This window comes from Mycobacteriales bacterium (assembly GCA_035995165.1).
Classification (GTDB): domain Bacteria; phylum Actinomycetota; class Actinomycetes; order Mycobacteriales; family CADCTP01; genus CADCTP01.
Genome location: DASYKU010000019.1, coordinates 19,958 through 45,783 on the forward strand (window position 1 = coordinate 19,958; position 25,826 = coordinate 45,783).

26 protein-coding genes are annotated in these 25,826 nt (G+C 72.5%); 5 read left to right on the forward strand and 21 right to left on the reverse strand.

Translation table 11 applies throughout. The features are described 5' to 3' along the window. The first annotated feature begins 9 nt into the window (after window positions 1-9). The 4 genes from VGP36_03045 (at window position 10) to VGP36_03060 (ending at window position 4,285) form a co-directional block, all read left to right on the forward strand. Window positions 10-1,320 carry an ABC transporter substrate-binding protein gene (locus VGP36_03045; GenBank protein HEV7653700.1) on the forward strand — a complete coding sequence of 437 codons (1,311 nt, stop codon included), beginning with the start codon at window positions 10-12 and terminating at the stop codon, window positions 1,318-1,320. A gap of 279 nt (window positions 1,321-1,599) precedes the next feature. After that, window positions 1,600-2,385 (forward strand): ABC transporter ATP-binding protein, encoded by a 786-nt coding sequence (locus tag VGP36_03050; GenBank protein ID HEV7653701.1) that lies wholly within the window; start codon window positions 1,600-1,602, stop codon window positions 2,383-2,385. A gap of 11 nt (window positions 2,386-2,396) precedes the next feature. After that, window positions 2,397-3,578, forward strand: a complete 1,182-nt coding sequence (locus tag VGP36_03055; GenBank protein HEV7653702.1) for an ABC transporter substrate-binding protein — start codon at window positions 2,397-2,399, stop codon at window positions 3,576-3,578. Continuing rightward, window positions 3,575-4,285 carry a class I SAM-dependent methyltransferase gene (locus VGP36_03060; GenBank protein ID HEV7653703.1) on the forward strand — a complete coding sequence of 237 codons (711 nt, stop codon included), beginning with the start codon at window positions 3,575-3,577 and terminating at the stop codon, window positions 4,283-4,285. The genes VGP36_03055 and VGP36_03060 overlap by 4 nt, the downstream gene beginning before the upstream one ends. 3 nt (window positions 4,286-4,288) lie before the next feature. Here VGP36_03060 and VGP36_03065 read toward each other — a convergent pair whose 3' ends face one another. The 20 genes from VGP36_03065 to dacB all read right to left on the reverse strand — a co-directional run bounded on the left by VGP36_03065 (window position 4,289) and on the right by dacB (window position 24,867). Beyond that, window positions 4,289-5,134 carry an ABC transporter permease gene (locus tag VGP36_03065; GenBank protein HEV7653704.1) on the reverse strand — a complete coding sequence of 282 codons (846 nt, stop codon included), beginning with the start codon at window positions 5,132-5,134 and terminating at the stop codon, window positions 4,289-4,291. Between the two features lie 95 nt (window positions 5,135-5,229). Continuing rightward, window positions 5,230-6,243 (reverse strand): 2OG-Fe(II) oxygenase family protein, encoded by a 1,014-nt coding sequence (locus VGP36_03070; GenBank protein ID HEV7653705.1) that lies wholly within the window; start codon window positions 6,241-6,243, stop codon window positions 5,230-5,232. Window positions 6,244-6,284: 41 nt separating this feature from the next. Further along, complete coding sequence (locus tag VGP36_03075; protein ID HEV7653706.1) at window positions 6,285-7,706, reverse strand: amidohydrolase; 1,422 nt, start codon at window positions 7,704-7,706, stop codon at window positions 6,285-6,287. Between the two features lie 2 nt (window positions 7,707-7,708). Beyond that, window positions 7,709-8,890, reverse strand: coding sequence for an ABC transporter substrate-binding protein (locus VGP36_03080; GenBank protein ID HEV7653707.1), 1,182 nt, complete (start codon window positions 8,888-8,890; stop codon window positions 7,709-7,711). Window positions 8,891-8,964: 74 nt separating this feature from the next. Beyond that, a complete protein-coding gene (locus VGP36_03085) occupies window positions 8,965-9,717 on the reverse strand; it encodes an ABC transporter permease subunit (protein ID HEV7653708.1) in 753 nt (250 codons plus the stop codon). Between the two features lie 304 nt (window positions 9,718-10,021). Continuing rightward, window positions 10,022-10,828, reverse strand: coding sequence for a class I SAM-dependent methyltransferase (locus VGP36_03090; protein HEV7653709.1), 807 nt, complete (start codon window positions 10,826-10,828; stop codon window positions 10,022-10,024). After that, entirely contained in the window at window positions 10,825-11,562 is a 738-nt protein-coding gene (locus tag VGP36_03095) for an ABC transporter ATP-binding protein (protein ID HEV7653710.1), read from the reverse strand. The genes VGP36_03090 and VGP36_03095 overlap by 4 nt, the downstream gene beginning before the upstream one ends. A gap of 46 nt (window positions 11,563-11,608) precedes the next feature. Further along, window positions 11,609-12,616 carry a DUF6779 domain-containing protein gene (locus tag VGP36_03100; GenBank protein ID HEV7653711.1) on the reverse strand — a complete coding sequence of 336 codons (1,008 nt, stop codon included), beginning with the start codon at window positions 12,614-12,616 and terminating at the stop codon, window positions 11,609-11,611. Window positions 12,617-12,650: 34 nt separating this feature from the next. Next, window positions 12,651-13,562, reverse strand: a complete 912-nt coding sequence (locus VGP36_03105) for a glycine betaine ABC transporter substrate-binding protein (protein HEV7653712.1) — start codon at window positions 13,560-13,562, stop codon at window positions 12,651-12,653. Between the two features lie 122 nt (window positions 13,563-13,684). After that, window positions 13,685-15,010, reverse strand: a complete 1,326-nt coding sequence (locus VGP36_03110; protein ID HEV7653713.1) for a sensor domain-containing diguanylate cyclase — start codon at window positions 15,008-15,010, stop codon at window positions 13,685-13,687. A gap of 108 nt (window positions 15,011-15,118) precedes the next feature. Continuing rightward, complete coding sequence (locus VGP36_03115; protein HEV7653714.1) at window positions 15,119-15,604, reverse strand: DUF3180 domain-containing protein; 486 nt, start codon at window positions 15,602-15,604, stop codon at window positions 15,119-15,121. Continuing rightward, entirely contained in the window at window positions 15,601-16,071 is a 471-nt protein-coding gene (gene folK / locus VGP36_03120; protein HEV7653715.1) for a 2-amino-4-hydroxy-6-hydroxymethyldihydropteridine diphosphokinase, read from the reverse strand. The genes VGP36_03115 and folK overlap by 4 nt, the downstream gene beginning before the upstream one ends. Before the next feature lie 63 nt (window positions 16,072-16,134). Then, window positions 16,135-16,497: a dihydroneopterin aldolase gene (gene folB, locus VGP36_03125; protein ID HEV7653716.1), complete on the reverse strand. Its 363-nt coding sequence runs from the start codon at window positions 16,495-16,497 to the stop codon at window positions 16,135-16,137. Beyond that, a complete protein-coding gene (folP, locus tag VGP36_03130) occupies window positions 16,490-17,392 on the reverse strand; it encodes a dihydropteroate synthase (protein HEV7653717.1) in 903 nt (300 codons plus the stop codon). The genes folB and folP overlap by 8 nt, the downstream gene beginning before the upstream one ends. Then, complete coding sequence (gene folE / locus VGP36_03135; GenBank protein HEV7653718.1) at window positions 17,389-17,946, reverse strand: GTP cyclohydrolase I FolE; 558 nt, start codon at window positions 17,944-17,946, stop codon at window positions 17,389-17,391. The genes folP and folE overlap by 4 nt, the downstream gene beginning before the upstream one ends. A gap of 17 nt (window positions 17,947-17,963) precedes the next feature. After that, window positions 17,964-20,519 carry an ATP-dependent zinc metalloprotease FtsH gene (gene ftsH, locus VGP36_03140; protein ID HEV7653719.1) on the reverse strand — a complete coding sequence of 852 codons (2,556 nt, stop codon included), beginning with the start codon at window positions 20,517-20,519 and terminating at the stop codon, window positions 17,964-17,966. A 210-nt stretch (window positions 20,520-20,729) separates the two neighbouring features. Further along, window positions 20,730-21,278: a hypoxanthine phosphoribosyltransferase gene (hpt, locus tag VGP36_03145; protein ID HEV7653720.1), complete on the reverse strand. Its 549-nt coding sequence runs from the start codon at window positions 21,276-21,278 to the stop codon at window positions 20,730-20,732. A 24-nt stretch (window positions 21,279-21,302) separates the two neighbouring features. Continuing rightward, window positions 21,303-22,280 (reverse strand): tRNA lysidine(34) synthetase, encoded by a 978-nt coding sequence (locus VGP36_03150; GenBank protein ID HEV7653721.1) that lies wholly within the window; start codon window positions 22,278-22,280, stop codon window positions 21,303-21,305. A 76-nt stretch (window positions 22,281-22,356) separates the two neighbouring features. Continuing rightward, window positions 22,357-23,436: a zinc-dependent metalloprotease gene (locus VGP36_03155; protein HEV7653722.1), complete on the reverse strand. Its 1,080-nt coding sequence runs from the start codon at window positions 23,434-23,436 to the stop codon at window positions 22,357-22,359. A gap of 45 nt (window positions 23,437-23,481) precedes the next feature. Continuing rightward, window positions 23,482-24,867 (reverse strand): D-alanyl-D-alanine carboxypeptidase/D-alanyl-D-alanine-endopeptidase, encoded by a 1,386-nt coding sequence (gene dacB, locus VGP36_03160; protein HEV7653723.1) that lies wholly within the window; start codon window positions 24,865-24,867, stop codon window positions 23,482-23,484. Window positions 24,868-24,956: 89 nt separating this feature from the next. Between dacB and VGP36_03165 the strand changes: the two genes are divergently transcribed. Beyond that, window positions 24,957-25,472 (forward strand): inorganic diphosphatase, encoded by a 516-nt coding sequence (locus VGP36_03165; protein ID HEV7653724.1) that lies wholly within the window; start codon window positions 24,957-24,959, stop codon window positions 25,470-25,472. Window positions 25,473-25,636: 164 nt separating this feature from the next. Here the strand turns inward: VGP36_03165 and VGP36_03170 are convergent, their stop codons facing one another. Further along, a complete protein-coding gene (locus tag VGP36_03170) occupies window positions 25,637-25,822 on the reverse strand; it encodes a hypothetical protein (protein HEV7653725.1) in 186 nt (61 codons plus the stop codon). Window positions 25,823-25,826 lie beyond the last annotated feature (4 nt).

Consider the following 25,826-nt stretch of genomic DNA (forward strand, 5'->3'; position numbering starts at 1 on the left):
CCAGTCTCCATGACCGTCCGGCGACCCGTCCGCCGCAATCGCCTCGCCCTGCTGATCGTCCCCGTGCTGGCCCTCGCGGTCGCATGCACCGGTGGCAGCGGGAGCGACTCCCCCGCCGCCGCCAGCGGTCAGACGCTGAAGATCGGCCTGCTGACCCCGCTGAAGGGTCCGGACGCGACCGCCGGGACGGAGGCTCTGCGCGGCGCCCAGCTCGCGGTCGACGTGATCAACGGGCTGAACCCGTCGATCCCGCTGCCGCTGGCGGCCGAGGCCGGGCTGCCGAACCTGGGCGGGGCCAAAGTGACCCTGCTGCACGCGGACACGTCCGCCGGCAACGACCCCCAGGTGGTCGCGGGCACCGCGGTGACCACCATGGTCTCCGACCAGGGGGCCCAGGCCCTCATCGGCGCGTACGACCCCCAGGTCACCGAGTACGCGAGCCAGCGCTCCGAGCGGTACGAGATCCCGTTCATCAACGCCGACAGCCCGGCCACCTTCCTCACCGACGCCGGCCGGGACTGGTTCTTCCGGGTCGGCCCGTCCTGGCGTACGTCCGGGCAGGCGTTCTTCTCGCTGCTGAGCGAGCACGACGCGAGCCCCGGCAGGATCGTCGTGATGCACGCCAACGACAAGGCCGGCCAGGACGTGGTGACCACGGTCAAGGAGCTGGCGGCCGAGTCCTCCCCGGACCTGAACGTGACGGACGTCGGCTTCAGCGAGGACGGCTCGGACATCGGCAAGGCGGTCGACGCGGTGCGGGCGAAGAACCCCGACACCCTCTTCCTCTACGTCACCCCGGCCACCGTGCAGGCGACGCTGCAGGCGTTCGCGGCCCGGCAGTACAAGCCCAAGGCGGCGCTGTCGTTCTCGCTCGGCTACCTGAACGCGGCCGCGTTCGCCCCGGCCGCCGCGGCCGCGGACGGGCTGATGCGCTCGGTGTCCTGGTCGATCGAGGCGGCCGAGCGCAACCCGGCCGCGCGCGCGGTCACCGCGCTCTACCAGCGCCGCTTCAACAGCACGATGACCGAGGCGGCCGCGTCGGCCTTCACCGCGGTGATGACGGTGGCCCAGGCCGCGAACAACGCGGGCAGCACCGACAACCAGCGGATGCGCAGCGCGCTGCTCAGCCTGAACGTGCCGGGCGAGCAGACGATCATGCCGTGGGCCGGCATCCAGTTCGACGAGACGCACCAGAACACGCTCGCGCAGAGCCTCATCGAGCAGTACCACAACAGCGCGTACAAGATCGTCTACCCGAACGACGCGGCCGGGGCGAACTCGGCCCTGGTCTACCCGGCCCCCAACTCCGTCGGCGGCTGATCCCTCCCGCTCCACCCCGGCCCGGTCACGCCCCCTGAGGGGCGGACCGGGCCGGTTTCATGGTCGGGTCGGGTGCGTACTCCGATCGGGCTAGTACCTGGGGGCCGCGGTCACTGGCCGGATGCCCCCACTTGCCTGTGCACACAGCTCGTTGGGTACGGTCACTAGTCAAGTGACCTGATCCCGCCCTTCTCGGACACACGTCGTGATGAAGGCTTGTCTCCGGTCACTACGAGTGAGTTAGAGAAGGGTCGAGGCCGGATCATGGACGGCAGCGCCATGGCGCGCTCTTCGGCGACTCTGCCGACCGCCCTGAACTTCAGCGGGGTGGCCAAGCGGTTCGCCACCGGCACCCTCGCGATGTCCGGCATCGACCTGCGGCTGCGGCCCGGCGAGTTCGTGGGGATCGTCGGTCCGTCCGGCTGCGGCAAGAGCACGCTGCTGCGGCTGGCGGCCGGGCTCAGCAAGCCGACCAGCGGCACGGTCGAGGTCGCGGCCGGTCGCCCCGGGTACGTCTTCCAGGACCCGGTGCTACTCCCCTGGCGTTCGGTCGCCCGCAACATCGAGCTGCCCGCGGAACTGCGCGAGCTGCCCAAGCGGGACCGCCGGCGCCGGGTGGCCGAGGCCATCGACCTGGTCGGTCTGAACGGGTTCGAGCGGCACCTGCCCCGGATGCTCTCCGGCGGCATGAAGATGCGGGTCTCGCTGGCCCGCGCACTGCTGCTCGACCCGGACCTGCTGCTGTTCGACGAGCCGTTCGGCGCGCTCGACGAGCTCACCCGGGAGCGGCTCAACGACGAGCTGCTCCGGCTCTACACGGCCCGGCGCTTCACCGGGCTGTTCGTGACGCACTCGGTCGCGGAGGCGGTCTTCCTCTCTTCCCGGGTCGTGCTCATGTCGCCCCGGCCGGGACGGATCATCGCCGACGTCCCGGTGCCGTTCGAGTACCCGCGCTCGCGCGGGCTCCGCTTCACCCCCGAGTTCACCGCCCTCACCGCCCGGGTCTCGGCCCGGTTGCGGGGCCTTGACGGTGACGAGCCACAGCAGAGCGGTTCCCACACCTGAACAGGAGAGCCATGCGAGCACGCAGGTCCCGGCGGTTCGTCGTGACGGCCTTGGCCGCCGTCACCGCGATCATCGCCGCCGGCTGCAGTAATTCCAGCACGGGCTCCGGCGGCCAGACCGTCGCGAGCAGCGCCGCCTCCGGGGGGGCGAGTTCGCTGAAGGGGGTCTGCCCCGACACCGTGACCTTCCAGACCAACTGGTGGGCCCAGGCCGAGTACGGCGGGCTCTACCGTCTCGTCGGACCGAACCCGACGATCGACGGCGCGAAGAACACCGTGACCGGCGCGCTGGTCGACAACGGCACCGACACCGGCGTCAAGATCAAGATCAACGCGGGCGGGCCGGCGAACAACTTCACGCCGTCCACCTCGCTGCTCTACACCGACAACTCGATCACCTTCGGCGGTGCCGACCTCGACCAGGTCGCGCAGGTCAGCGGCAGCGGCAAGCCGGTGCTGTCGGTGTTCGCCCCGCTGGACCTGAGCCCGGTCGTGCTGCTCTGGGACCCCAAGCAGCACCCGGACTTCAACACGATCGCCGACATCGGCCAGACCGACACCAAGGTCATCTACTTCCAGGGCGCGACGTACATGGCGTACCTGACCGGCGCGGGGCTGCTGCGCCAGAGCCAGGTCGCGCCGAGCTACGGCGGCACCCCGGACCAGTGGAAGGCCGCGAAGGGCGACCTGGTCCAGCAGGGCTTCGTGACCAACGAGGTCATCCGCTACCAGACCGACCCGTCCGTGTGGGGCAAGCCGGTCTCCTTCCAGCTGATCGCCGACTCCGGCTACCCGGTCTATCCGGAGACGCTGACCATCCGGCCCGACCGCAAGGCCGAGCTCGCGCCCTGCCTGAAGAAGCTGGTGCCGATCATGCAGCGGTCGACGGCGGCGTACTTCGCCAGCTCGGCCCAGACCAACGCGTTCATCGGCGATGTCAACGCCAAGATGCCCAAGTCCTTCGGCTACTCGAAGGAGCAGGGCGACGCGGCGTTCAAGGCGATGAAGGACAACGCGATCATCGGCAACGGCCGCAACAACGCGGTCGGTGACTTCGACATGACCCGGGTGCAGCGCATCCTCACCATCGTCACGCCGATCTTCGCGGCGCAGAAGACGCCGATCAAGGACGGGCTGACCCCGGACCAGATGGTCACCAACGAGTTCATCGACCCCTCCATCGGGGTGAAGTGACGAGCGAAGGCGCTCTGTTCGACCCGCTCGCCGAGCTCTACGAGCGGTACGCGGAGATCAACGACGGGATCTACCGGCCGTGGCTCACCCAGGCGGTGGCCACGGCCGGCCCCGGCGGCCCGCAGGCCCGGGCGGTGGACCTGGGCTGCGGGTCGGGCCGGTTCGACGGCCTGCTCGCCGACCGGTACGGCTCGGTGCTCGCGGTCGACATCGCCGCGCGGGAGATCGAGCTGGCCCGGGCCCGGCACGCCCGGGTCAACGTCACGTACGCCGAGCGCAGCCTGCTCGACGTGACCCCGGCCGCGGACGGCCGATTCGACCTGGTGTTCAGCGTGAACACGCTGTTCCACCTCCCCGGCCCGGAGCGGGTGCTGGCGCACGTCCGGGACCTGGTCGCGCCGGGAAGTTGGGCCGTCCTGGTCGACATCGTCTCCGGGGCCGGCGGCGCGCCGACGGCGCCGCTGCTGCGGCGCTGGTCCGGGGTCAAGGAGGCCGGCCGTACCCTGCGGCGGCGCCGCTCGCTCTCCGACGCCTGGCTGGTGCTGCGGCTGCGTCAGCACCGGGCCTGGATGCGGCACACGGCGACGAACAAGCCGCTGACCCGCGACGCCTTCCACATCCTGTACGGAGCGGCGTTCCCAGGCTGCGAGTTCACCGACACCATCGACCCGTACGTGTGCGCGATCCGCTGGCAACGGCCGGGCTGAGCCCTACTCCGACAGCGGCTCGCTCGCCGCGGTCTCGTGCCAGGAGCCGACGACCCGCCGGGCGAGCCAGCCGAAGAACCAGAACACGACCAGGCCGAGCAGCGAGGACAGGATCACCGCGCCGAACAGCTGTTCCGAGCGCAGGTTCTGCCGGTAGACGTCCATCAGCTGGCCGATGCCGATCGCGCCCTGCTTGAAGAAGAAGTCGCCGACGATCGCGCCGATCACCGACAGCCCGGCCGCGATCCGCAGTCCGGCGAAGATCGCCGGCAGCGCGGCCGGCCACTCCAGCTTGCGCAGCCGCTTGCCCCGGCCGGCGCCGTAGAGCGTGAACAGGTCGTGGTTGGAGCGGTCGATGCCGCGCAGCCCGAACAGGGTCGTGCTGATGATCGGGAAGATCGCGATGAGCACGCAGACCAGCGTCCGGCTGAACAGGCCGAAGTCGAACCAGAACCCGATCAGCGGGGCCAGCGCGAGGATCGGGATGGTCTGCAGCACGACCGCCCACGGGTAGACCGCGCGCTCGACCCAGCGGGCCTGGCTCATGAGCACGGCCAGCCCGATGCCGAGCACGGCCGCGATCGCCAGGCCCATCATCGCCACCCCGGCGGACAGGCCGAGGGCGCGGAGGAGCACCTCGAGGTTGCCCCGGTCCAGGAACGCGACCTTCACGATCCGGTGCGGCGGCGGCAGCAGGAACCGGCGCTCCTCGTCCAGGATCTGGTAGCTGACCAGGTACCAGAGCCCGATCACGAGCGCGAACAGCAGGAACGGCGGCAGCGCGAGCCGCAGCAGGGCCAGCGGGCCGCGGCGCCGGCGCGGGAACGGCGCCTCGTCCGTGAGCTCCATCGCGACGAGCTCGTCGGCCCCGGCGGAGGCCGGGACCGAAGGCCCCGGCGGCCCTGCCGGCCCTGGCGGCACAGTGACCGTGCTGTCGCTCAACGTCAGTGCTCCGGCGAGGCGTACATCATGCCGATGCGGTCGGCGAAGTAGTCACCGAACTCGACCGGGGTGCCCTCCTCGGTCCCCGGAGCGGGCGGCAGCGCCGGCCCGACGATCGTCTGTGGCGCGGGCTGGACGAACACCGGCACCGAGATCCGCTCCGCCCGTTCCGCGCACACCACGCGGTGCAACGCGGAGCGGTAGCGGCCGCCGGAGACCAGCACGAGCAGGTCGCCCGCGTTCACCACCAGGCCGCCCGGCACGGTCGGCACCGGGATCCAGGCCGTCGGGTTCTCCCGGTCGACGACCTGCAGGCCGCGCTGCCCGGAATGCAGCAGGCCGGTCATCATGCCGAGGTCGGTGTGCGGACCGAGGCAGCTCTGGTCCGGCAGCGGCACCTTCTTCTGCGGCGGGTAGTGGTTGACGACCAGGTTGGTCATCGCGCCCGCACAGAGGCGGGTGAAGTGGTCCGGGGCCAGCCCGAGGTCCTGCGCGTGCAGCGCCAGCAGCGTGAAGATCTGGCTCTCCATCGCGGCGAAGTACGCCAGCGCGGACTCGCGGAAGCCCGGGTTGTCCGGGATCCGGTTCGGGTGCACGAACGCGGCCCGGTAGCGCGGCGGCAGGGCCTGCAGGTCCCGCCAGCCCAGCGCCTCGTCGTACGGGTTGAGGGCCCAGGCCTCGGCCGCGTCCTCGTCGGTGTTCACGCCGATCCCGCTGGCGGCCCGGTAGCGGGAGGTGAACCCGCGGCGGGTGGCGTCGGCCAGGGACGGGCCCCAGCGCGCCTTCTCCTCCTCGGGCCGGTGGAAGAACTCCAGCGCGGCCTGGTTCAGCCGGGTGAACACCGGCTCCGGGACGATGTGGTCCACGGCCACGTAGAAGCCGCTGCGGCGCAGCGCGTCGCCGAGCTGGCCGGCGATCTCGGCGCGCCGTTTCGGGTCGTCCAGACCGGCAAGGCTGATGACCGGGACGTATCCGTCCTCGTTGATCGAGTCGGTGTCCGGGAGCGTGATCGTCATCGTTCCTCCTGCCAGGGTCGGGACAGGCCTCCTTCAGTACGCTACCTGCCCGGATCAGCCGGTCGCGTCCCGGCCGGGCCCGGGTCCCGGCGGGCGAGCTCGGAGTCCAGCCCGGCGTCGCAGGCGAGTTTCACCGCCAGCTCGCGGGCCCGCGGCAGCAGCTCCGCCAGGTCCACGCCGACCGCCCGGCCGCCGGTCACGACCGGCTCGCCGGCCACCCAGACCGTGTGCACGTCCCGGGGCGAGGCGCAGTAGACCAGCTCCTGGTACGGGTCGTGCACGTTCGACAGCGACGGGCTGGCCTCGGCGAACAGCACCAGGTCGGCCTGCTTGCCCGGCTCCAGCGAGCCGATCTCGGCGTCCAGCCCGAGCGCCCGGGCGCCGTCGATGGTCGCCATCGCCAGCACGTCCGGCGCGGTCAGCGCGGTCGCCTGCAGGTGGTGCACCTTCTGCAGCAGCGCGGCGATCTTCAGCGTCTGCAGCATGTCCTGGCTGTCGTTGCTGGCCGGGCCGTCCAGGCCGAGCCCGACCGTGACGCCCTCCCGGCGCAGCCGCGGCACCGGCGCCACCCCGGAGGCGAGGATCATGTTCGAGACCGGGTTGTGCGCGACCGCGACGTCGTGGCGGCGCAGCAGGTCGATGTCGGTGTCGTCGAGCCAGACGCAGTGCGCGGCCACCACCTGGGCGTCGAGCAGGCCGGCCCGGGCGGCGTACTCGATCGAGCCCATGCCGCGGTCCATCCGCGACTGGGTGACCTCCTCGCGCACCTCGTGCAGGTGCACGTGCAGCCGCGGGGTGTCCCGCAGCAGCTCGGCGGTGGCCCCGATCAGCTCGTCCGAGGAGGCCGGCACGGTCGCCAGCCCGACCCGGAACCGGGACCGCCGGGATGCGGCCGCGGCCGCGGCGAGGGCCTCGTGCTCGGCCAGCACCAGCTTCAGCGGTCGCGGGTTGCTGTCGTCCTGGGCCCCGTACGAGACGTCGCCGCGCAGGCCCAGCTCCTCCAGCGCCTGCACCACGCCGGGCGTGGACGGCTCGGCGCCGGGGGCGTGGCAGAACATGTCGGCCACCGTGGTCACCCCGGACAGCGCCGCCTCCGCTCCCTTGAGCAGCGCCCCGACGTACGCGACCTCGCGGGTGAGGAACGGTTCGATCGGCCCGACGACGTGGACGAACCACTCCCAGAGCGTGTGGGTCTCGCCGATGCCGGTGACCAGGCCCTCGGAGAAGTGGCCGTGGGTGCTGACGAAGCCCGGGGTGAGGATGCCGGTGCCGTCGCCGGTCACCTCGGCGTCCGGGAAGTCCGCCGCCAGCCGCGGGTACGGCCCGACCGCGGCGATCCGGTCACCCCGGATCGCCACGGCACCGTCCCGGACGTGCCCGGCCGGCCCGGAGGTCAGCACGTGCCGGGCCCGGACGAGGAGGGGACGCGCGGGCTCCCGCGCGCCCCCCGACTCGGTCGTCACCGCTACTTGGCGGTCGTGCTCAACCCGATGGACGGGTCGACGAACTCGTTGGTGTAGAGGTCGGACGGCTGCAGACCGGTCTTGATGGTCTTGCGCTGCGCGGCGAAGATCGGCGTGAGGATGTCGATCATGCGTTGCATCCGGTCGTTGGCCATGTTGCCCAGCGTCTTGTCCGGGCCGTTGCCGACCAGGCCGAGGTTCTTCAGCGTCTTGACCGCGTAGTCGGCCATGCCCGGCGAGTACGTCCAGAAGTCGTGCAGGGTCTGGACGGCCTTGATGACCAGCGTGTTGGTCGCGGCCGGGTTGGTGATGAAGTCGACCGAGGCCTGCTGCAGGATCGGCACCAGCTTCTTCAGGCAGGGCGCCAGCTTCTCCTTGTCGGCCGGCCGGATGCTCAGGGCCTCGCCGTACATCGGGTAGCCGGTGTCGTTGACCAGCTGCAGGTCGGTGTCGTACGAGTGCCCCTCGACCTCGGCCTTGAAGATGTACGGCTCCGAGGTGGCGAAGCCGGCGTTGGCGATCGCGCCGTCGGAGGCGACGAACTTCGACGGCGTGCCGTCGTAGGAGCCGTCGAGCTGGCTGGCCCGCACCAGGCCCGCACCGAGCAGGTACTGCATGTACGTGTCGGTCTGGAAGTACAGGATCTTGGTGTTGGTCTGGCCGATGTCCGCGATCGTGTTGAAGTCCGGGTGCTTCTTCTTGTCCCAGGCGATCATGATCGGGCTGATCTCCAGCGGCGCGACGACCGCGAGGGTCGGCTGCGACTGGGAGTTCTGCACGGCCTCGTCGGTGGAGACCTGGCCGAGGGTGATCGACTTGTCCGCGTACATCTGGGCCGAGACCTGCTGGAAGCCGATGGCGGGGCCGCCGTTGCGGATCTCCACGGTCACGCCGGTGTCCTGACCGGAGGCGACCAGCGGGCCCTTCAGGACCTTCTTGTTCTTGTCGACCGTGTAGCCCGGGCCGAGCAGCTGGTAGAGGTTGCCGTACTCGCTCTCGGGGAACCAGTCGGTCTGGATCACCACGTTGGCCGGGCAGACGCCCTTGAGGCTCAGCGCGGCCCCGGACGCCTTGGGCGCCGGCGCGCTCTGGTCCGTGGTGGTCGAGTTGCTGCTGCACGCCGCGGCGGTCAGCAGCAGCGCGATGCCGCCTGCCACCATCGGGGCGAGCTTGCGTTGACGCATCGTTCTCCTCGTGAGGTGCGGGGTTGCTGGCCGGCCCGGGAGCCGGCCTGGGGAGAGGGAGAGAGAGGGACGGGTCAGGCGGGCCTGTCGTACGCCGACGAGCCGTACCAGCCGCCGGTCGCGATCCGGTTGATGGCCCCGAACAGCGAGAACGCCAGCACGCCGAGGAGAGACGCGGCGAGGGCGGCGCCGAAGAGCTGCTCGGACTGCAACCGGGCCCGGTAGAGGTCGATGAGCACGCCGATCCCGGCCTGGCCCTGCTTGAAGAAGAAGTCGCCGACGACGGAGCCGACGATCGCGAGCGTGGCCGAGACCTGGAAGCCGGTGAGGATCGCCGGCATCGCCGCCGGCAGCTGCAGCTTCCACAGCCGGACCAGCCGGTTGGAGCGGTGCAGCGTGAACAGCTCGTGCTGGCCCCGCTCGGCCGCCTGCAGCCCGAACAGGGTGCTGGAGATGACCGGGAACAACGCGATGAGGACCGTCACGATGAGCCGGCTGGTGAGGCCGAAGTCGAACCAGAAGCCGATCACCGGCACCAGCGCGAGCGTGGGCACGCACTGCAGGATCACCGCGTACGGGTAGATCGAGCGCTCCACCCAGCGGGCCTGGCTCATCGCGATCCCGAGCGCCATCCCGATCACGATCGAGATGAGCAGGCCGAGCGCGGCGATCCAGGTCGAGAGCCAGAGCGCGGTGAAGATGTCGGTCCGGTTCTGCGCGTCGAAGAACGACACGATGATCACCCGGTGCGGCGGCGGCAGCAGGAAGCGCCGATCGGCGTCGAGGAACACGTACGAGATGTAGTACCAGACCCCGAGAACGATCATCAGGGTCACCAACGGTGGGAACCAGGTGGCGAACAGCCCCCGACGTCGACGTGCCCGTCGGAACGGAGCGCCCACCACCGCTCCTCCACCCGTTTCCGGCAAACGGGTGTCCACGCTCATCCGAACGCCTCCCGGATCTCGACCCTGCACGGCGGTCCGCTCGGCGTATATCACGGACGCTGCGTGTCGCCTAAATGTCTCTCTGTAGTCCCCCCGTGTCGACATACCGTATAGCACGTCACCCGGCTGCGGCATGCGTATGGCGAACTGCATCACGGAGAGTGACCAACGGTTTCGGACGCATCTACGCTTCGGCACCCGGAGTGGGACGAGCGGCGCTCTTGCGGGCGACCCACACGCACTCCGACGGCCACCGACGGGCCCAATCCACGTCCACGAACGGCCAGGGCGTCGTCCCGTCCTCCGGAGCGCGGATCTCGGTCAGCCCCTCGACGTCGAAACCGGCGTCGCGCAGCACCCGGAACCACTGCCCGTACGGCAGCTGGAACTCGGTGGTGCCGAAGGCGGGGGTGTCGATCTCGTACAGCCCGAAGTACGGCCGGATCAACCGGTCGGTGGCCAGCCCGCTGGCGTCGGTCCTGCTGCAGATGGTGAGCAGCGGGCTCGCAGTGAGGAAGATCAGCCAACCGCCGGGGCGCAGCAGCCGGGCCGCCTCCGGCACCCAGCGGTGCGGGTCGCACCAGCTGCTCGCGCCGTACTCGGACAGGGCCAGGTCGAAGCGGCCGTCCGGGTAGTCCACCCGCTCGGCGTCGCCGTGCACGAGCGGGAACTCCAGGCCGTGCTGCTGCTGGAGCTCGCGGGCGAAGCCGAGCTGCTGGGCCGAGGCGTCCAGGGCGACCGGGCGGGCGCCGGCCCGGGCCAGCCAGGCCGAGAAGTACGCGGTGCCGCAGCCGAGCTCGATCGTGTCCATCCCGGCCACGTCCGGCAGCAGGCGCAGCTCGGCCTCGGGGATGCTCCAGTCGCCCCAGTTCGGCTCGGCCGCCCACATGGCCGCGCCGTACTCGCGCTGCTGGGCGAACTCGCCCTCGGCGCCGGTGAGCGAGTCCCAGAACCGCTGCGCCTGCTGGAGGCGGTCGTCCGGCCCGGTCACGGGGCCGGCCGCCGCGGCACCTCGCGCAGCAGGTCCGAGACCTCGCCGGCGACCTTGCCGAACTCCTCCGAGTAGCGCAGGTCCGGCTGTCGCGGGTACCCGAACGGCACCGGCACGTCGCCGAGGATGCGGCCCGGCCGCGGCGACATCACCACCACCCGGGTGGACAGGAACACCGCCTCGGCCACCGAGTGGGTGATGAACAGCGCGGCGAAGTGCCGGTCCGCGAACAGCTGCAGCAGCTCGTCGTTCAGCCGCTCCCGGGTCATCTCGTCCAGCGCGCCGAACGGCTCGTCGAAGAGGAACACGTCCGGCTGCAGCACCAGCGAGCGGGCCAGCGAGGTCCGCATCCGCATGCCGCCGGACAGCGAGCGCGGCCGGTGCTTCTCGAAGCCGTCCAGCCCGACGACGCGGATGGCGTCGGTGACCCGGGCCTCCCGCTCGGCCTTGGGCAGGTGCTCCAGCTCGGCCAGCAGCCCGACGTTCTTGCGGACCGTACGCCAGGGCAGCAGCGTCGGGTCCTGGAAGACGTAGCCGACGTGGTCGGAGGAGACCGTCACGGTCCCGGTGGAGGCGTGGTCCAGGCCGGAGGCCAGCCGGAGCAGGGTGCTCTTCCCGCACCCGGACGGGCCGACGACCGAGACGAACTCGCCGCGGTCCACCACGAGGCCGACGTCCTGCAGCGCCTGGGTGCCGTCGGGGAAGGTCCGGCCGACGCCGGCGAACTCCAGCATCGGGGCAGTCACGTTCCGGGATAGTAGTCGGGCGGCCTGAGGCCGGTCAGCGGCCCAGGAGCCGGGACATGACCTCGTTGTCCTCGCCGTCCTCACGAGCGCGGCGTCGACGCGGTGGTACGGACTCGCCCGCGGCGGGCTGTCTCGGCGCGGGCGGGACGGGCGGCGACCCGTACTGCCGGCCGGGTGGCGGCGGGACGTAGGCCGGGGCCGGCGACGCGTAAGTGGGCGACTCGTAGCGCGGCGGCGCCGGCGTCTCATGGGACCGTGGCTGTCGGGGCGGTTCGTAGGCCGGTGGGGTCGAGTAGGTCGGTGGGGTCGAGTAAGCCGGTGGGGTCGAATAGGGCGGTGGGGTCGAATAGGGCGACGGGGCCGAGTAGGTCGGCGCCGGCGTGTACGACGGCGGGAGCGGATCGCTGAGCGGGTCCGGCCCGGGGTCGGCGTAGTTCGGGAACGGCGAGTAGCCGGAGGCGCCGTACGCCGGCGGCTCGTCGAAGATCGACGGCGCGGCCGGCTCCGGCGGCGGCACGGTCAGCTCCGGCGGCACCGGCATGCCGATCCCGAGCCGGCGGGCCTCGTCCTGCAGCGCCCGCAGGCTGCCGCCGATCAGCCGGGTGGTCTCGATCCGCTCCATCCGCAGCTCGCCGTCGAGCCGCTCGATCATCTCGCCCCGCATCCGGCCGACCTCACCGCGCAGCGCGGCCACGTCCTCGGCCAGCCCGCGCTCGAGCTCGCGGCGGAGGTAGACCTCCAGCTGCAGCTCGTACTCGCGGCGGGCCGCGACCTCGCGCTCCAGCTCGATCTCGTACGTCTTGCGCAGCTCGAGCGCGCTGCCGGGCCCGTCCCCGTCCGGCTCGGTCTCCCGCCGGCGCGGCGCCGCGAACGCGGCCAGCACGAACGCCCAGAGCGCGCCGACCACCGCGACCCGCAGCGTCTGCGGGTCGTCGCTGATCACCACCGCCGCGGTCGAGGCCAGCGCGATGAGCACCGCCAGCCCCAGCGCGGCCGAGCGCAGGCCGCCGCGACCGGCTGATCCGGAGCGGGCGGGGGCCATCGGGTCACCTTAGGGGACGCACGTGGCGAACTGCTCAGATGAGCCGCGCGTCCTGCAGGAAGCGTTTGGCCAACCCGTCCGGGTCCTGGCCGTCGAGGTCCTGGCGCTTGTTCAGCTCCTGCAGCTTCTCCGTCGTCAGGGCCCGGTTCACGCTGTCCACCACCGCGCGGGCGGCGGCCGGCAGCCGGCTGCGGTAGAGCGCGAGGATGTTGCCGGCCGGCTGCAGCAGCAGGTCGTCGCGCAGCACCACCAGGCTGTCGGCCGCGATCCCGCCGGCCGAGGACTGCACGGTGCCCACGTCGACGGTGCCCTTGCGCAGCGCGGCGAAGATCTGCGGGGCGGACACGTCGCCGAGCTCGTCCACGCCCTTGAACCGCAGGCCGTAGCGGGCCTGCAGGCCGAGCAGGCAGAAGTCGTCGGTGGCGCAGCCGGTCGGGCCGCCGAGCACCAGGTCGCCGTTGAGCTTGGCCAGGTCCGAGACGGCGGCCAGCTTGTCGTCGTCGGCCAGCGTCTTCGGCACCGCGAACGCGGTCTGGTCGGTCGCGATCGAGGGCCGGGTCACCCCGAGCGGGCGGTCGGTGAGCAGCCCGTCCAGGATCCGGGCGGTGTGCTCGACGTCACCGGACGGAGCGGCCGGCCGGTGCGCGATCGGGACCCCGGTACGCAGGTACTCGGTGAGCGGGGCCAGGTAGTCCGGCACCACGTCCAGCTCGCCGCGCTGCAAGGCCGGCACGTACGCGGCCCGGCTGCCGGCGTCGAACCGGGTGGTGACGGCGAAGCCGGCCTTGGTCAGGGCCTGCGCGTACATCCGGGCGATGATCTGCTGCTCCGGCGCCAGGCCCGCGCCGACGACGACCGTCGGCTCGGCCGTGGCCGGCTTCGGGTCGCTGCCGGTGCAGCCGCTGACCAGCAGCACGGTCAGGACCAGCAGCAGCGCGGACTTCACCAGCGCTCGCCCACCCTCCCGGTCGTGTACGGCTCGCCCGACCGGGACCGGTCACGACCATTCGAGGGGGACAGCCAACCACGCGGACCGTACGGCCCGCGTCCGGGTTTCCGGTTCGGGGTCTACTTGACCGCGCGCAGGGCCGCCGTGGCCGGCCGCGGCACGAACACCTCGGCGTTGCGGGTCGCCTGCTTGACCTTGTACATGTTCGCGTCGGCCGCGCCGAGCAGCCGGGCGGCCGGGAAGTCGGGATCGTCGGTGGACGCCTGGCCGATACTGGCCCGGACGTTGACGATGCCCTCCTCGAACGCGACCGGCGCGGCCACCGCCTGGGCCAGCCGGTGCGCGATCTCCTCGGCCGGCACCTCGTGCGGCAGCGACTTGAGGATGACCACGAACTCATCGCCGCCGAGCCGGCCGATCGTGTCGGTCGGCCGCAGCGCGCCCCGCATCCGCTCCGCCGCCGCCCGCAAGACCCGGTCCCCGACCGCGTGCCCGTGCATGTCGTTGACCTGCTTGAAGCCGTCGAGGTCGGCGAACAGGACGTGCACCTGGCCGGGTTCGGCCCGCAGCGAGCGCAGCGCGGCGCCGAGTTTGTGCAGCACCAGGCCCCGGTTGGGCAGCCCGGTCAGCGGGTCGTGGGTCGCCTTGCGGTGCAGGTCGTACTCGGTGTTCTTCTGCTGGGTCACGTCCACCAGGTGGACGATGTACGACTTCTGCCCGACCAGCGCGGACACCGAGGCGTGCACCCAGCCGTCGCCGCCGGCCCCGGTCCGGTAGCGGAAGGTGCCGGAGACGTCGTCCTCGGTGCCGTCCACGACCCGGTCGAAGTCGCCGCGGACCCGCTCCGAGTCCTCCGGGTGCAGGTGGTGCCAGATCAGGTCGCCGTGCAGCGTGGCCATCCGGCGGCCGAACAGCCGGGCCAGCGCGGCGTTGACGTCGAGGAACATGCCCGCCCGGTCGACGATCGCCATCCCGGTCGGCGCGTTCTGGAACGCGGCCCGGAACTTCTCCTCGGCCGCCCGGACCTGGGCCTCGGAGCTGCGCCGGTGGGTGATGTCGCGGGCGACGATCAGCGCGCCGTTGCGGCCGCTGAAGGAGACCTGCCGGCCGGCCGCCTCGATCTGCACGGCCTGGCCGTCCAGCCGGATCAGGGTCTCCTCGACGTACTCGAGGTTCTTGCCGTCGACCATTCCGCTCAGCCGCAGCTCGGCCTCGGACCGGATCGCCTCGTCCATGAAGTCGAGCGCCGGCCGGGTCTGCAGGTCGGAGATCTTGCTGGCGCCGAGCAGCTGCAGGCCGCGCCAGTTGGCGAAGGCGTGGTAGCCGTCGACGATCACGAACACCGCGTCCGGGGAGAGCTCGACCAGAGCCCGGAAGTGCTCGTCGGACGGGCCGACGACAAGGGAGCCGGCCTCCGGCTCACCTTCTCGACTGTGCCTGCCCATCCCACCCCACTCAGGACCGATGACGACCCCAACTGATCCTAGGAAGTTAACAGTCCGATCGCGTTACGTCGCGGGTTCTTGTGGACGCTTCCGAGCTGCGACAAGTAGTTAGGCCCCGGTTGATCCATCCGGCCTAGTCCGCGTCTCGCTGTCCGGCGGTGCCGGGGCCCGGCAGCAGTATTCGAGCCACAGTCCGGCCCCGGCCAGGGCCAGCCCGGCGACCACCCCGACGCTCCCGGTACGGGTGTCGCCGCCGGCCGCCATGAGCTGCCCCAGCCGCGGTACGGCATAGAGCAGCAGGCCGGCCCAGCTGCCGGTCACGACCGCGCCGACGACCGCACTCGCCTTGGCCAGCGCGAACATCTGCGCCGCGACCAGCGGCTGCACCGGCAGCGCGCCGGGCCGCCGGCGGATCCGGTCGCGCAGCTGGTTGGCCGCGAGCGTCTCGGCGATGGCCAGCAGCACCAGCGAGAGCGGCACGAACCAGCTCAGCCGCGGCAGGTCGCCGTACCACTGGCGCAGGGCGAGCCAGGTGATGCCGGTCACAGCCAGGGCGTAGCCGATCAGGTCCCGGATCCGGGTTGGGCTGATCACCGCAGCACCAGGTCCGTACGGCGGACATCGTCGCTGTCCGTTATCAGGTCTGCAATACGACCCTGTCCGGTCAGGACCGCGTCCGGCTCGACGTCGGTCCAGGGCACCAGCACGAACGCACGCTCGTGGGCGTGCGGGTGCGGGAGGGTCAGGTCGGGGTCGGGATTGACCACGCCGTCCACGTCGATCACGTCGACGTCGAGGGTGCGCGGGCCCCAGTGCACCTCCCGGGTCCGGCCGGCGGCCTGCTCGCAGGCGTGCGCCCGGGCCAGCCAGCCGTACGCGTCGGTGCCGGGGTCGTCGACGACCAGGATCGCGTTGAGGTAGTCGTCCTGGTCGACGCCGCCCCAGGGTGCGGTCTCGTACACCGGGCTGACCGCGATCGGGTCGAGGGCGGCGACGACGGACTTCAGGTGCGCCAGCCGGTCGCCGAGATTCGACCCGATGGACAGCACGGCCCGGCTCACCGGCGCCGCCCGCTCGTCGGGGCGCTCATCGGTGGACCGCCGGGCCGCTCGGGGCCGGGGGGCTCACCGGCGGGACCGCCGGGCGGTCACCGCCACGTCGGCGAACTCGCGCTCGATCGGAGCCTGCGGCTTGTGCACCGTGACCTCGGCCGCGATCACCCGCTCATCGGCCATGCAGAGCTCGGCCAGCCGGGCCGCGAGCGTCTCGATGAGGTTGACCGGCTCGCCCTCGACCACGGTCGCCAACTTCTCGGCCAGCCCGCCGTAGTCGACGGTGTCGGCGAGGTCGTCGCTGGCCGCCGCCGGCTTGCTGTCCAGCCAGAGCGTGGCGTCGACGACGAAGTCCTGGCCGTCCCGGCGCTCGTGCTCGAAGACGCCGTGGTGGCCGCGGACAGTCAGGCCGGTCAGCGTGATCCGGTCAGCCACGGGTCCACCCCCGCGGTCGCGGGACCGGCGGGCCGGCCGGGTCCTCGTCGGCGGCGGGCTGCTCGGCCGCCCGGGACCAGGCCCCGACGACCTTCAGCGCGTCCCGGGTCGGGGGCACCTCGTGCACGCGGACACCCCAGGCGCCCATCACCGCGGCCAGCACGCTGGTCGCCACCGTCGCGTTCTCCCGGGCGTCGACCGGGGCCGGGGTGCCGTCCGGGCCGGCCAGCAGCCGGCCGAGGAACGCCTTGCGGGAGGCGCCGACCAGCACCGGGAACCCGAGCGCGGTCAGCTCGTCCAGCCGGGCCAGCAGGGTCCAGTTGTGCTCGGCGGTCTTGGCGAAGCCGAGCCCGGGGTCGAGCACGATGTTGTCCGGGTTGACCCCCGCGGCCACGGCCGCGTCGACCTGCCGGGCCAGCTCGGCGCCGACGTCCTTGACCACGTCGTCGTACCGGGCCAGGGCCTGCATGTCGCGGCTGTGGCCGCGCCAGTGCATGAGGATCCAGGGCACCCCGGCGGCGGCGACGACCTTGGCCATGGCCGGGTCGGCCAGCCCGCCGCTGACGTCGTTGACGATGCGGGCGCCGGCGTCCAGGGCGGCTTCGGCCACCGCGGCCCGGGAGGTGTCGACGCTGACCGGGACCCCGCCGGCCGCCAGCGCCCGGATCGCCGGCGCCACCCGGCGGATCTCCTCCTCGGCGTCGACCCGCTCGGCGCCCGGGCGGGTCGACTCGCCACCGACGTCGACGAGGTCGGCGCCCGCGGCCGCGAGTGCCAGGCCGTGCGCGACGGCGGCGTCGAGGTCGGCGTACCGGCCGCCGTCGCTGAACGAGTCGGGCGTCACGTTGAGCACGCCCATCAGCACGCACCGGTCCGGCCGGGGCAGTCCGGTCATCTGCCCAGGATGAGGCTCATCGCCTCGGCACGGGTGGAGGGCTGGGTCTGGAACTGGCCGCGGACGGCGGAGGTGACCGTCCGGGCGCCGGGCTTGCGGATGCCGCGCATCGACATGCACAGGTGCTCGGCCTCGATCACCACGATCGCGCCGCGCGGCTCCAGCCGGCGCATGATCGCGTCCGCGACCTCCGACGTGAGCCGCTCCTGCACCTGCGGGCGCTTGGCGTAGAGGTCGACGACGCGGGCGAGCTTGCTCAGGCCGGTGATCCGGCCGTCCGCGTTCGGGATGTAGCCGACGTGCGCGACGCCGTGGAACGGGACCAGGTGGTGCTCGCAGGTCGAGTACATGTCGATGTCCTTGACCAGGACCATCTCTTCGTGGTGCTCGTCGAAGGTGGTCTGCAGGACCTCGGACGGGTCGACGTAGAGGCCCGCGAACTGTTCCGCGTAGGCCCGGGCGACCCGCTCGGGCGTACGCCGCAGGCCCTCCCGCTCGGGGTCCTCCCCGAGCGCGATCAGCAGGTCCAGAACGGCCGCCTCGACCTTGGCCATGTCGAACGAGCCGGTGGTCAAGCGCGCGGTCCCGGTCGGCCGTCCTCCGGGGGCCAGCCGCCCTGCTCGCCGCCCCAGCGCTGGCCGTACTGACCGGGCTGGCCCGGCTCCTGCTCGCCGTAACCCTGGTTCTGGCCGCCGTAACCCTGGTCGCTCTGACCCTGGCCGCCGCCCTGGCCCTGGTCCTGACCGCCGTAGCCCTGGCCCCGGTCGCCGTAGCCCTGGCCCCGGTCGCCGTAGCCCTGGTTCTGACCGCCGTAGCCCTGGTTCTGACCGCCGTAGCCCTGGTTCTGACCGCCGTAGCCCTGGCCCTGGTCGCCGTTGCCCTGACCCTGGTTCTGGTTCTGGCCGCCGTGGGACTGGTCCGGGCCGGAACCGTGATCGCCGCGGGCCTGGCCGCCGGAGCCGTCCGGGGCGGAGCCGTTGCCCTGCGGGGGGCGCTGGTCCGGGGTGCCGTAGCCGCCGGCGCCGTTGCCGTAGTCCGGTCCGCCGGCATATCCCGGCGCGCCGCCGTACCCGGGCTGGTCGTACTGCCCGTAGCCGGTCTGGGCCGGGTGCCCCTCGGGCGTGGTGTGCCCGTTGCTCGATCCGTTGGTCCCGTACGGCCGGGGGCCCGGCGACGGCATCCCCGGCGCGGTCCCGTTGGCGGGACCGCGGCCCGCACCGACGGCCTGCAGCTCGGACGGCGTCATCACCGGCGGCTTGTCCGACGGCGCCCGCCGGCCGAAGCCCGCGTACGTGTTGTGGGGCGGCCGCTTGGCCACCGGGGCGAGGATCCGGGCCAGGTCGTCCTTGCTCAGGGTCTCCTTCTCCATGAGCTCGAGGACCAGGTCGTCCAGGACGTCCCGGTACTCGTTGAGGATCTCCCAGGCCTCGTCGTGCGCCATCTCGATGATCTGGCGGACCTCGGTGTCGATGTCCGTGGCGACGGTCTCGGAGTAGTCCCGCTGGTGGCCGTAGTCCCGGCCGAGGAACGGCTCGGACTCCTTCTGGCCGTACTTCACCGCACCGAGCTTCGAGCTCATGCCGTACTCGGTGATCATCGAGCGGGCCAGCTGGCTGGCCTTGGCGATGTCGTCGCTGGCGCCGGTGGTCGGCTCGTGGAAGACGAGCTCCTCGGCGGCCCGGCCACCCAGCGCGTACACCAGCTGGTCGATCATCTCGGACCGGATCTGGGTGTAGCGGTCCTCGGTCGGCAGCACCAGCGTGTGCCCGAGGGACCGGCCGCGCGGCAGGATCGTCACCTTGTGCACCGGGTCGAGGTTGGGCAGCGCCCAGGCTGCCAGTGCGTGGCCACCCTCGTGGTACGCGGTGAGCTTCTTCTCCTTCTCGCTCATCGCCCGGGTCTTGCGCTCCGGACCGGCGATGACGCGGTCGATCGCCTCCTCCAGCGACGCCATCTGGATGACGTTGCCGTTCTGCCGGGCGGTGAGCAGCGCCGCCTCGTTCACCACGTTGGCCAGGTCGGCACCCGTGAAGCCGGGGGTGCGCCGGGCGATCACGCCCAGGTCGATGTCCGGGCCGAGCGGCTTGCCCTTCGAATGCACGGCCAGCACGGCCTTGCGGCCCTGCAGGTCCGGCCGGTCCACCGCGATCTGCCGGTCGAACCGGCCCGGCCGCAGCAGCGCCGGGTCGAGGATGTCGGGCCGGTTGGTGGCCGCGATGAGGATGACGCCGCCCCTGACGTCGAACCCGTCCATCTCGACCAGCAGCTGGTTGAGGGTCTGCTCGCGCTCGTCGTGGCCGCCGCCCATGCCGGCGCCGCGATGCCGGCCGACGGCGTCGATCTCGTCCACGAAGATGATCGCCGGCGCGTTGGCCTTGGCCTGCTCGAACAGGTCGCGCACCCGGGAGGCGCCGACACCGACGAACATCTCGACGAAGTCCGAGCCGGAGATCGAGTAGAACGGCACCCCGGCCTCGCCCGCGACCGCGCGGGCCAGCAGGGTCTTGCCGGTGCCGGGCGGGCCGTAGAGCAGGACGCCCTTGGGGATCTTGGCCCCGATGGCCTGGAACTTGGCCGGGTTCTCCAGGAACTCCTTGATCTCCTGGAGCTCCTCGATGGCCTCGTCCGCGCCGGCCACGTCGGCGAACGTCGTCTTCGGGGTGTCCTTGCTGACCAGCTTGGCCTTGGACTTGCCGAAGTTCATGACCCGGGAGCCGCCGCCCTGCACCGAGTTCATGATGAAGAACAGCAGGAAGACGACGAGCAGGATCGGGACCAGGCTGATCAGCAGGCTCACGAAGATGTTCTGCGAGTTGATCTTGGTCTCGAACTTCTGCCCCTTCTGCTGGAGCTGCGTCCCGATGCTCTCGTCCAGCCCGGTCGGGAAGGCCGCGGTGATCTTCTCGTGCCCGTCGACCGGTTGCTTCAGCGTGATGTCCAGGGTCTGCTCGCGGTCGTTCACCACGACGTCGTCGTAGTTCCCACTCTGGATCTGGGCGAGCGCCACGGATGTCGGGACATTGCTGAACCCGCCGTTGCCTCGGAACAACGCGGGCACGGCAAGGACGACGATGAGGCCGAGGACTATCCAGAACCACGGCGACTTGAGTATGCGACGACGATCCATACGCTCAGCGGAGGCGCCGTGCCCGGCGGACTCCGTCCCTCCCGCTCCAGCTGGTGGGCGCCCCCGGCGCGCACGGCGATCAGTCCCTGACAGGAAAGGTACACCGGGCCCGCTGACGACGCGGACCACCACCGGTCGGTGGCCCTCGCCCGGCGCAACGGACGAGACGTCCGCTGCGTTCCGCCGTTCGCAAGTGGCGCGGTCAGTCGTTCAGCGGGTGTAGACCTCCGGCTTGAGCCGGGCGATGTACGGGAGGTCCCGGTAGCGCTCGGCGTAGTCGAGACCGAACCCGACCACGAACTCGTTCGGGATGTCGAAGCCCAGGTAGCGCACCGGCACCTTGATCTTCACCGCGTCCGGCTTGCGCAGCAGCGCCATCACCTCCAGCGAGGCGGGCTGCCGGGACTCCAGGTTGCGCAGCAGCCAGGACAGCGTGAGCCCGGAGTCGACGATGTCCTCGACCACCAGCACGTGCCGGCCGGAGATGTCGCGGTCCAGGTCCTTGAGGATCCGCACGATCCCGGACGAGCTCGTCGACGACCCGTACGAGGAGATCGCCATGTACTCCATCGTCACCGGCCGGCTCAGCGCCCGGGCGAAGTCGGCCATCACGATGGCCGCGCCCTTGAGCACCCCGACCAGCACCGGCTCCCGGTCGGCGTAGTCCGCCGAGACCTCGTCGGCCACCTGCTGGATCCGGGCGGCGAGCTGCTCCTCGGTGAGCAGGACCTCGTCGATGTCGCCGTCGTAGGTGTGCACCGCTCCCCGTCCTGACCCCGTCACTCAGCTCGACCGGTCGAGTCGCAGCATGCCAGACGACCGGGACACCACCCGCCCGGAGGGGAGCGAGACCGGTCCCTGCCCGTGCCAGTCGGTCACCAGCGCGTCCAGCGCCCGCAGCTGCACCGCGGTCAGCGGTCCCCCGGCCCACGCCCGCAGCACCCGCGTCCGCACCGCGCGGGGATGTCGCGCGAGCGCATCCGGGTCCAGGACCGGGCCGTCCGGGGTCAGCGCGGCGGCCAGGGCGTCGAGCGCGTCGAGGTCGTCGCGGAGCAGGCCGGCGGTGCGGGCCAGCGCCTCGGCCGTGCCGCCCTGCAGGATGTCCTCCAGCAGCGGCAGCACCTCGGTCCGGAGCCGGACCCGGGTGAAGCGGGGGTCGGCGTTGTGCGGGTCGTCCCGGTACGCCAGCCGCTCGGCCACGCAGGCCTCCCGGGTGGCCGCCCGCCGGACCCCCAGCAGCGGCCGGACCCAGCGCCCGTCCACCGGCCGCATCCCCGCGATCGACCGCGGCCCCGACCCGCGCCCCAACCCCAGCAACACCGTCTCGGCCTGGTCGTCCAGCGTGTGCCCCAGCACCACCACCCACCCCGGGTACGGCACCCCGGCCGGCGCGGGTCCCGCGCCCACGCCGGCACCGGCGGACCGGGCCGTCCCGGGGGCCGGGGTGACGGCCCCGGCGGCGGCCCCGGCCGCATCAGCGAGGGCCGCGTAGCGGGCGGTGCGGGCGGCGGCCTCGGGGCCGCCATCGATGCCGACCGTGACCCGGCGGACCAGCACGGGGTCGAGACCCAGGGCCCGGCCGAGCGACGCCGTCTCGGCCGCCCAGTCCGCCGACCCGTCCTGCAGCCCGTGGTCGACGGTGACGAGCCCGGCGGGGATCCCGAGCCGCGGCGCCTCGAACGCGGTCGCCGCCGCCAGCGCGACCGAGTCCGGCCCCCCGCTGCACGCGACCAGCACGCCGGCCGGCCGGAGCTCGGTCAGCGCCCGCCGGACCGCGACCCGGACGGCCGCGACCGCCGGCGCCAATCCCTCCCGCACCGCCCGGACGGTAGACCGCTCAGGCGGAGGCGGCGGGGCGGAACCCGTGTACGCGCTGGACCCAGTCCAGCGGCGTCGCCAGCTCCGACTTGAGCGGCAGCGTCTCGGCCGACGTCCAGATCTGGTTGAAGCCCTCGATGCCGACCGCGTCCACGACCGCGCCGACGAACCGGCTGCCGTCCGCGTACTGCCGCATCTTGACGTCGAGGCCGAGCAGCCGGCGCAGCAGCTTGTCCATCGGGCCGGCGCCCTTGCGACGCTGCCCGAACCGCTCCCGGATCACGCCGATCGAGGGGACCACATCCGGGCCGACCGCGTTCATGACGTATTCCGCGTGGCCCTCGACCAGCGACATGAACGCCGTCAGCCGGTCGAGGATCTCCCGCTGGGCCGGGCTCTGCACCAGCCCGAGCAGGCCCTGCGAGTCCCCGCCGCCGCGCAGCGCCTGTCCGAGCTGGGAAGTCAGCGCGGACAGCCGCTCCCGCAGCGCGTCCGGGTCAAGGTCGGTCGCCTCCACCAGCGCGTCGATCTCGCCGGTGAGGTGCCCGCGCAGCCAGGGCACCGCGGTGAACTGCAGCCGGTGGGTGACCTCGTGCAGCGCGACCCAGAGCCGGAAATCGACCGGCGAGACGCCCAGCGTCCGCTCGGCCTCGACCACGTTGGGCGCGACGAGCAGCAGCTGGCCGCCCGGGTCGGCGAAGAACTCGAACTGCCCGAGCACCTTGCTGGACATGAACGCCAGCACGCCGCCGGCCTGCAGCCCGGTCGCCTTCGGCCCGACGGTCTGCTCGAACTTGCCGGCCGGCTTCGGGCGCCGCTCCTCCAGCGTCTGCACCAGCGGGGTGAGCAGCCGGGACATGCCCTCGGCGTTGACCTTGACCCAGCCGGGCCGGTCGACGACGCGGGTCGGCGGGACCGGACCCTCCGCGTGCAGCCCGGTGATCCGCTCCACGTGCGCGGCCGCGACCTCAACCTGGTCCCGCAGCGAGCGGACCGCGGCGTCCGCCTCCGAGCGGGACACCTCCGGCCCGGGCGAGATCAGCCGGCTCGCGGTGGAGACGGCGAGATCCCAGTCGACCATTCCGGGCTGGCTGCTCATGCCGCAACGGTACGCCGGGGCTCAGACACCGCCAGTCACCCAGGCCTACCTGCAGCCACAGCCCGCGAGGGCGGCGGCGACCACGTCGAGGGCGGCCTCGGCCGGCAGCGTGCCACCGACCGGGACGCGGTCGGCGACCACGGCGAACACCAGCAGCCGCCCGTCGGCGCCCCGAACCAGCCCGGCCAGCGAGCTGACCCCGTCCAGCGTGCCGGTCTTGGCCCGGACCTCGCCGGCGGCCAGCGCGGCCGCGCCGGTGCGGTAGCGGTCGTCCAGCGTGCCGAGGTAGCCGGAGATCGGCAGGCCCGGCACCAGCGCGTGCAGCCGCGGGTCGCTGCTGCCGGTGGCGACCCGGAGCACGCCGGCCAGCAGCGCGGGCGTGACCTTGTCCTGGGCGGACAGGCCGCTGCCGTCGAGCAGGTGGTCGCCGCCGGCCGGGAGCCGCAGCCGGCTCAGGACCGTACGGGTCGCGTCGGCGGCGCCCTGGAAGCTGGCCGGCGTCCCCTCGGCGATCGCGATCTGCCGGGACAGCACCTCGGCCAGCACGTTGTCCGAGTCCAGCAGCATCCGCTCGACCAGCCGCGGGACCGGCGGCGACTCGACCTCGGCCAGGGTGGCGGCGCCGGGCGGCGCGGTGCCACGGACGACCGCCGCCGTGGGCGCCCCGAGCGCGGCCGCCAGCGCCTGCCCGGCCTCCAGGTCCGGGGTGGTCGAGCGGGCCCGCAACCCGTCCTGCCGGCCGGCGTCGACCATCGTCGCGCTGACCGGCGTGATGTAGCCGCCGGTGACGTCGCGCGGGTCCCAGGTCGGTGCCATCCCGGGCCCGGCGAACAGCGAGGAGTCCACGACCACCCGGGTCACCGCCCGGACCCCGGCCTTGCGGGCGGCCGCGGCCAGCGTGCTGACCCGGGCCGCGCCCGCGTAGTCCGGGGCCTTCCCGGGCGGGGCGGCCGACAGGGTCGGGTCGCCGCCGCCGACCAGCACGACCTCGCCCGGACGGGCGCCGGCCACCACCCTCGTGCTCAGCCGCTGGTCCGGCCGGGTCACCGACAGCAGCGCGACCGAGGTGAGCAGCTTCGCGGTCGAGGCCGGGGTGACGTACGTCGTGGAGCCGCGGTCGTAGAGGACCTCGCCGGTGTCCGCGTCCAGCACCGTGGCCGAGACCCGGCCGCCGAGGCGGTCGTCGGACAGCGGCGTGATCAGCGCCTTACCCACGCCGGACGCGGTCTGCGGGGTGCCGTCGGCGGGCGCGGCCAGCACCGGCGGCGGGGTGACCAGCGGGCTCGGGGTCGGGCTCGCGGAGGCGGCCGGTGCCGCCACCGCCGGGGGGTCGCCGCGGCCGGCCAGGTAGAGCCCGCCGCCGACCCCGGCCGCGCCGACCACGAGCGCGCTGGCGCCGGCGATCGTGGCCCGAGTCCGTGTCCACCGCACGTTCGAGAGCCTAGGGGCCGCTCGGAGAGGTTCGCCGGGGGCCGCCGCACCCTAGACTTTCGGCCAACCGTTCTTGGGAGGGGCGAGCAGTGGACTTCGACGTCTTTGTCGAGATCCCCAAGGGGGAGCGGAACAAGTACGAGTTCGACCACACCATCGGACGGATCCGGCTGGACCGGACGCTGTTCACGGCGACTCAGTACCCGGCCGACTACGGCTTCATCGAGGGCACCCTCGGCGACGACGGGGACCCGCTGGACGCGATGGTGCTGCTGCAGGTGCCGACGTTCCCGGGCTGCCTGATCCGGTGCCGGGCCATCGGGATGTACCGGATGCGGGACGAGATGGGCGGCGACGACAAGGTGCTCTGCGTGCCGGCCGCCGACCCGCGGATGGAGCACCTGCGCGACATCCACCACCTGCCCGAGTTCGAGCGGCTGGAGATCCAGCACTTCTTCAACGTCTACAAGGAGCTCGAGCCGGGCAAGTCGGTCGAGGGCGCGACCTGGGCCAACCGGACCGAGGCGGAGGCCGAGATCGTCGTCTCCCGCAAGCGCCTGGCCGACAACGACGAGGAGATCGCCTCCGGCTCCCCCGACCACTGATCCCCGGGCCCATCGGCCGTCCCGGCCGATTCCCGGTCCCGGCCCGAGGAGCGGCCCCGGCCGTACCGCGGGAGCGTCGATGTCCCGGGCCGGCCGCCAGGCGGGCTGGGACGGCAACGGGCCCGGCCACGGAGGTGGCGGGGCCCGTTGGCTCAGCAGGGGCCTCAGAAGTTGATGTCGGGACCCGGGTTCGGCATCGGTCCGGGGCTCGGTGCCGGCGGCATCGGGTCCGGCATGGGCGGGCTCGGGTCCGGCGCGGGCGTCGGCGGCATCGGGTCGGGCGCCGGTCCCGGCGGGGTCGGGTCCGGGGCCGGGGCGGGCGGTTCCGGGTCGATCGGCGGCATGGACATGATC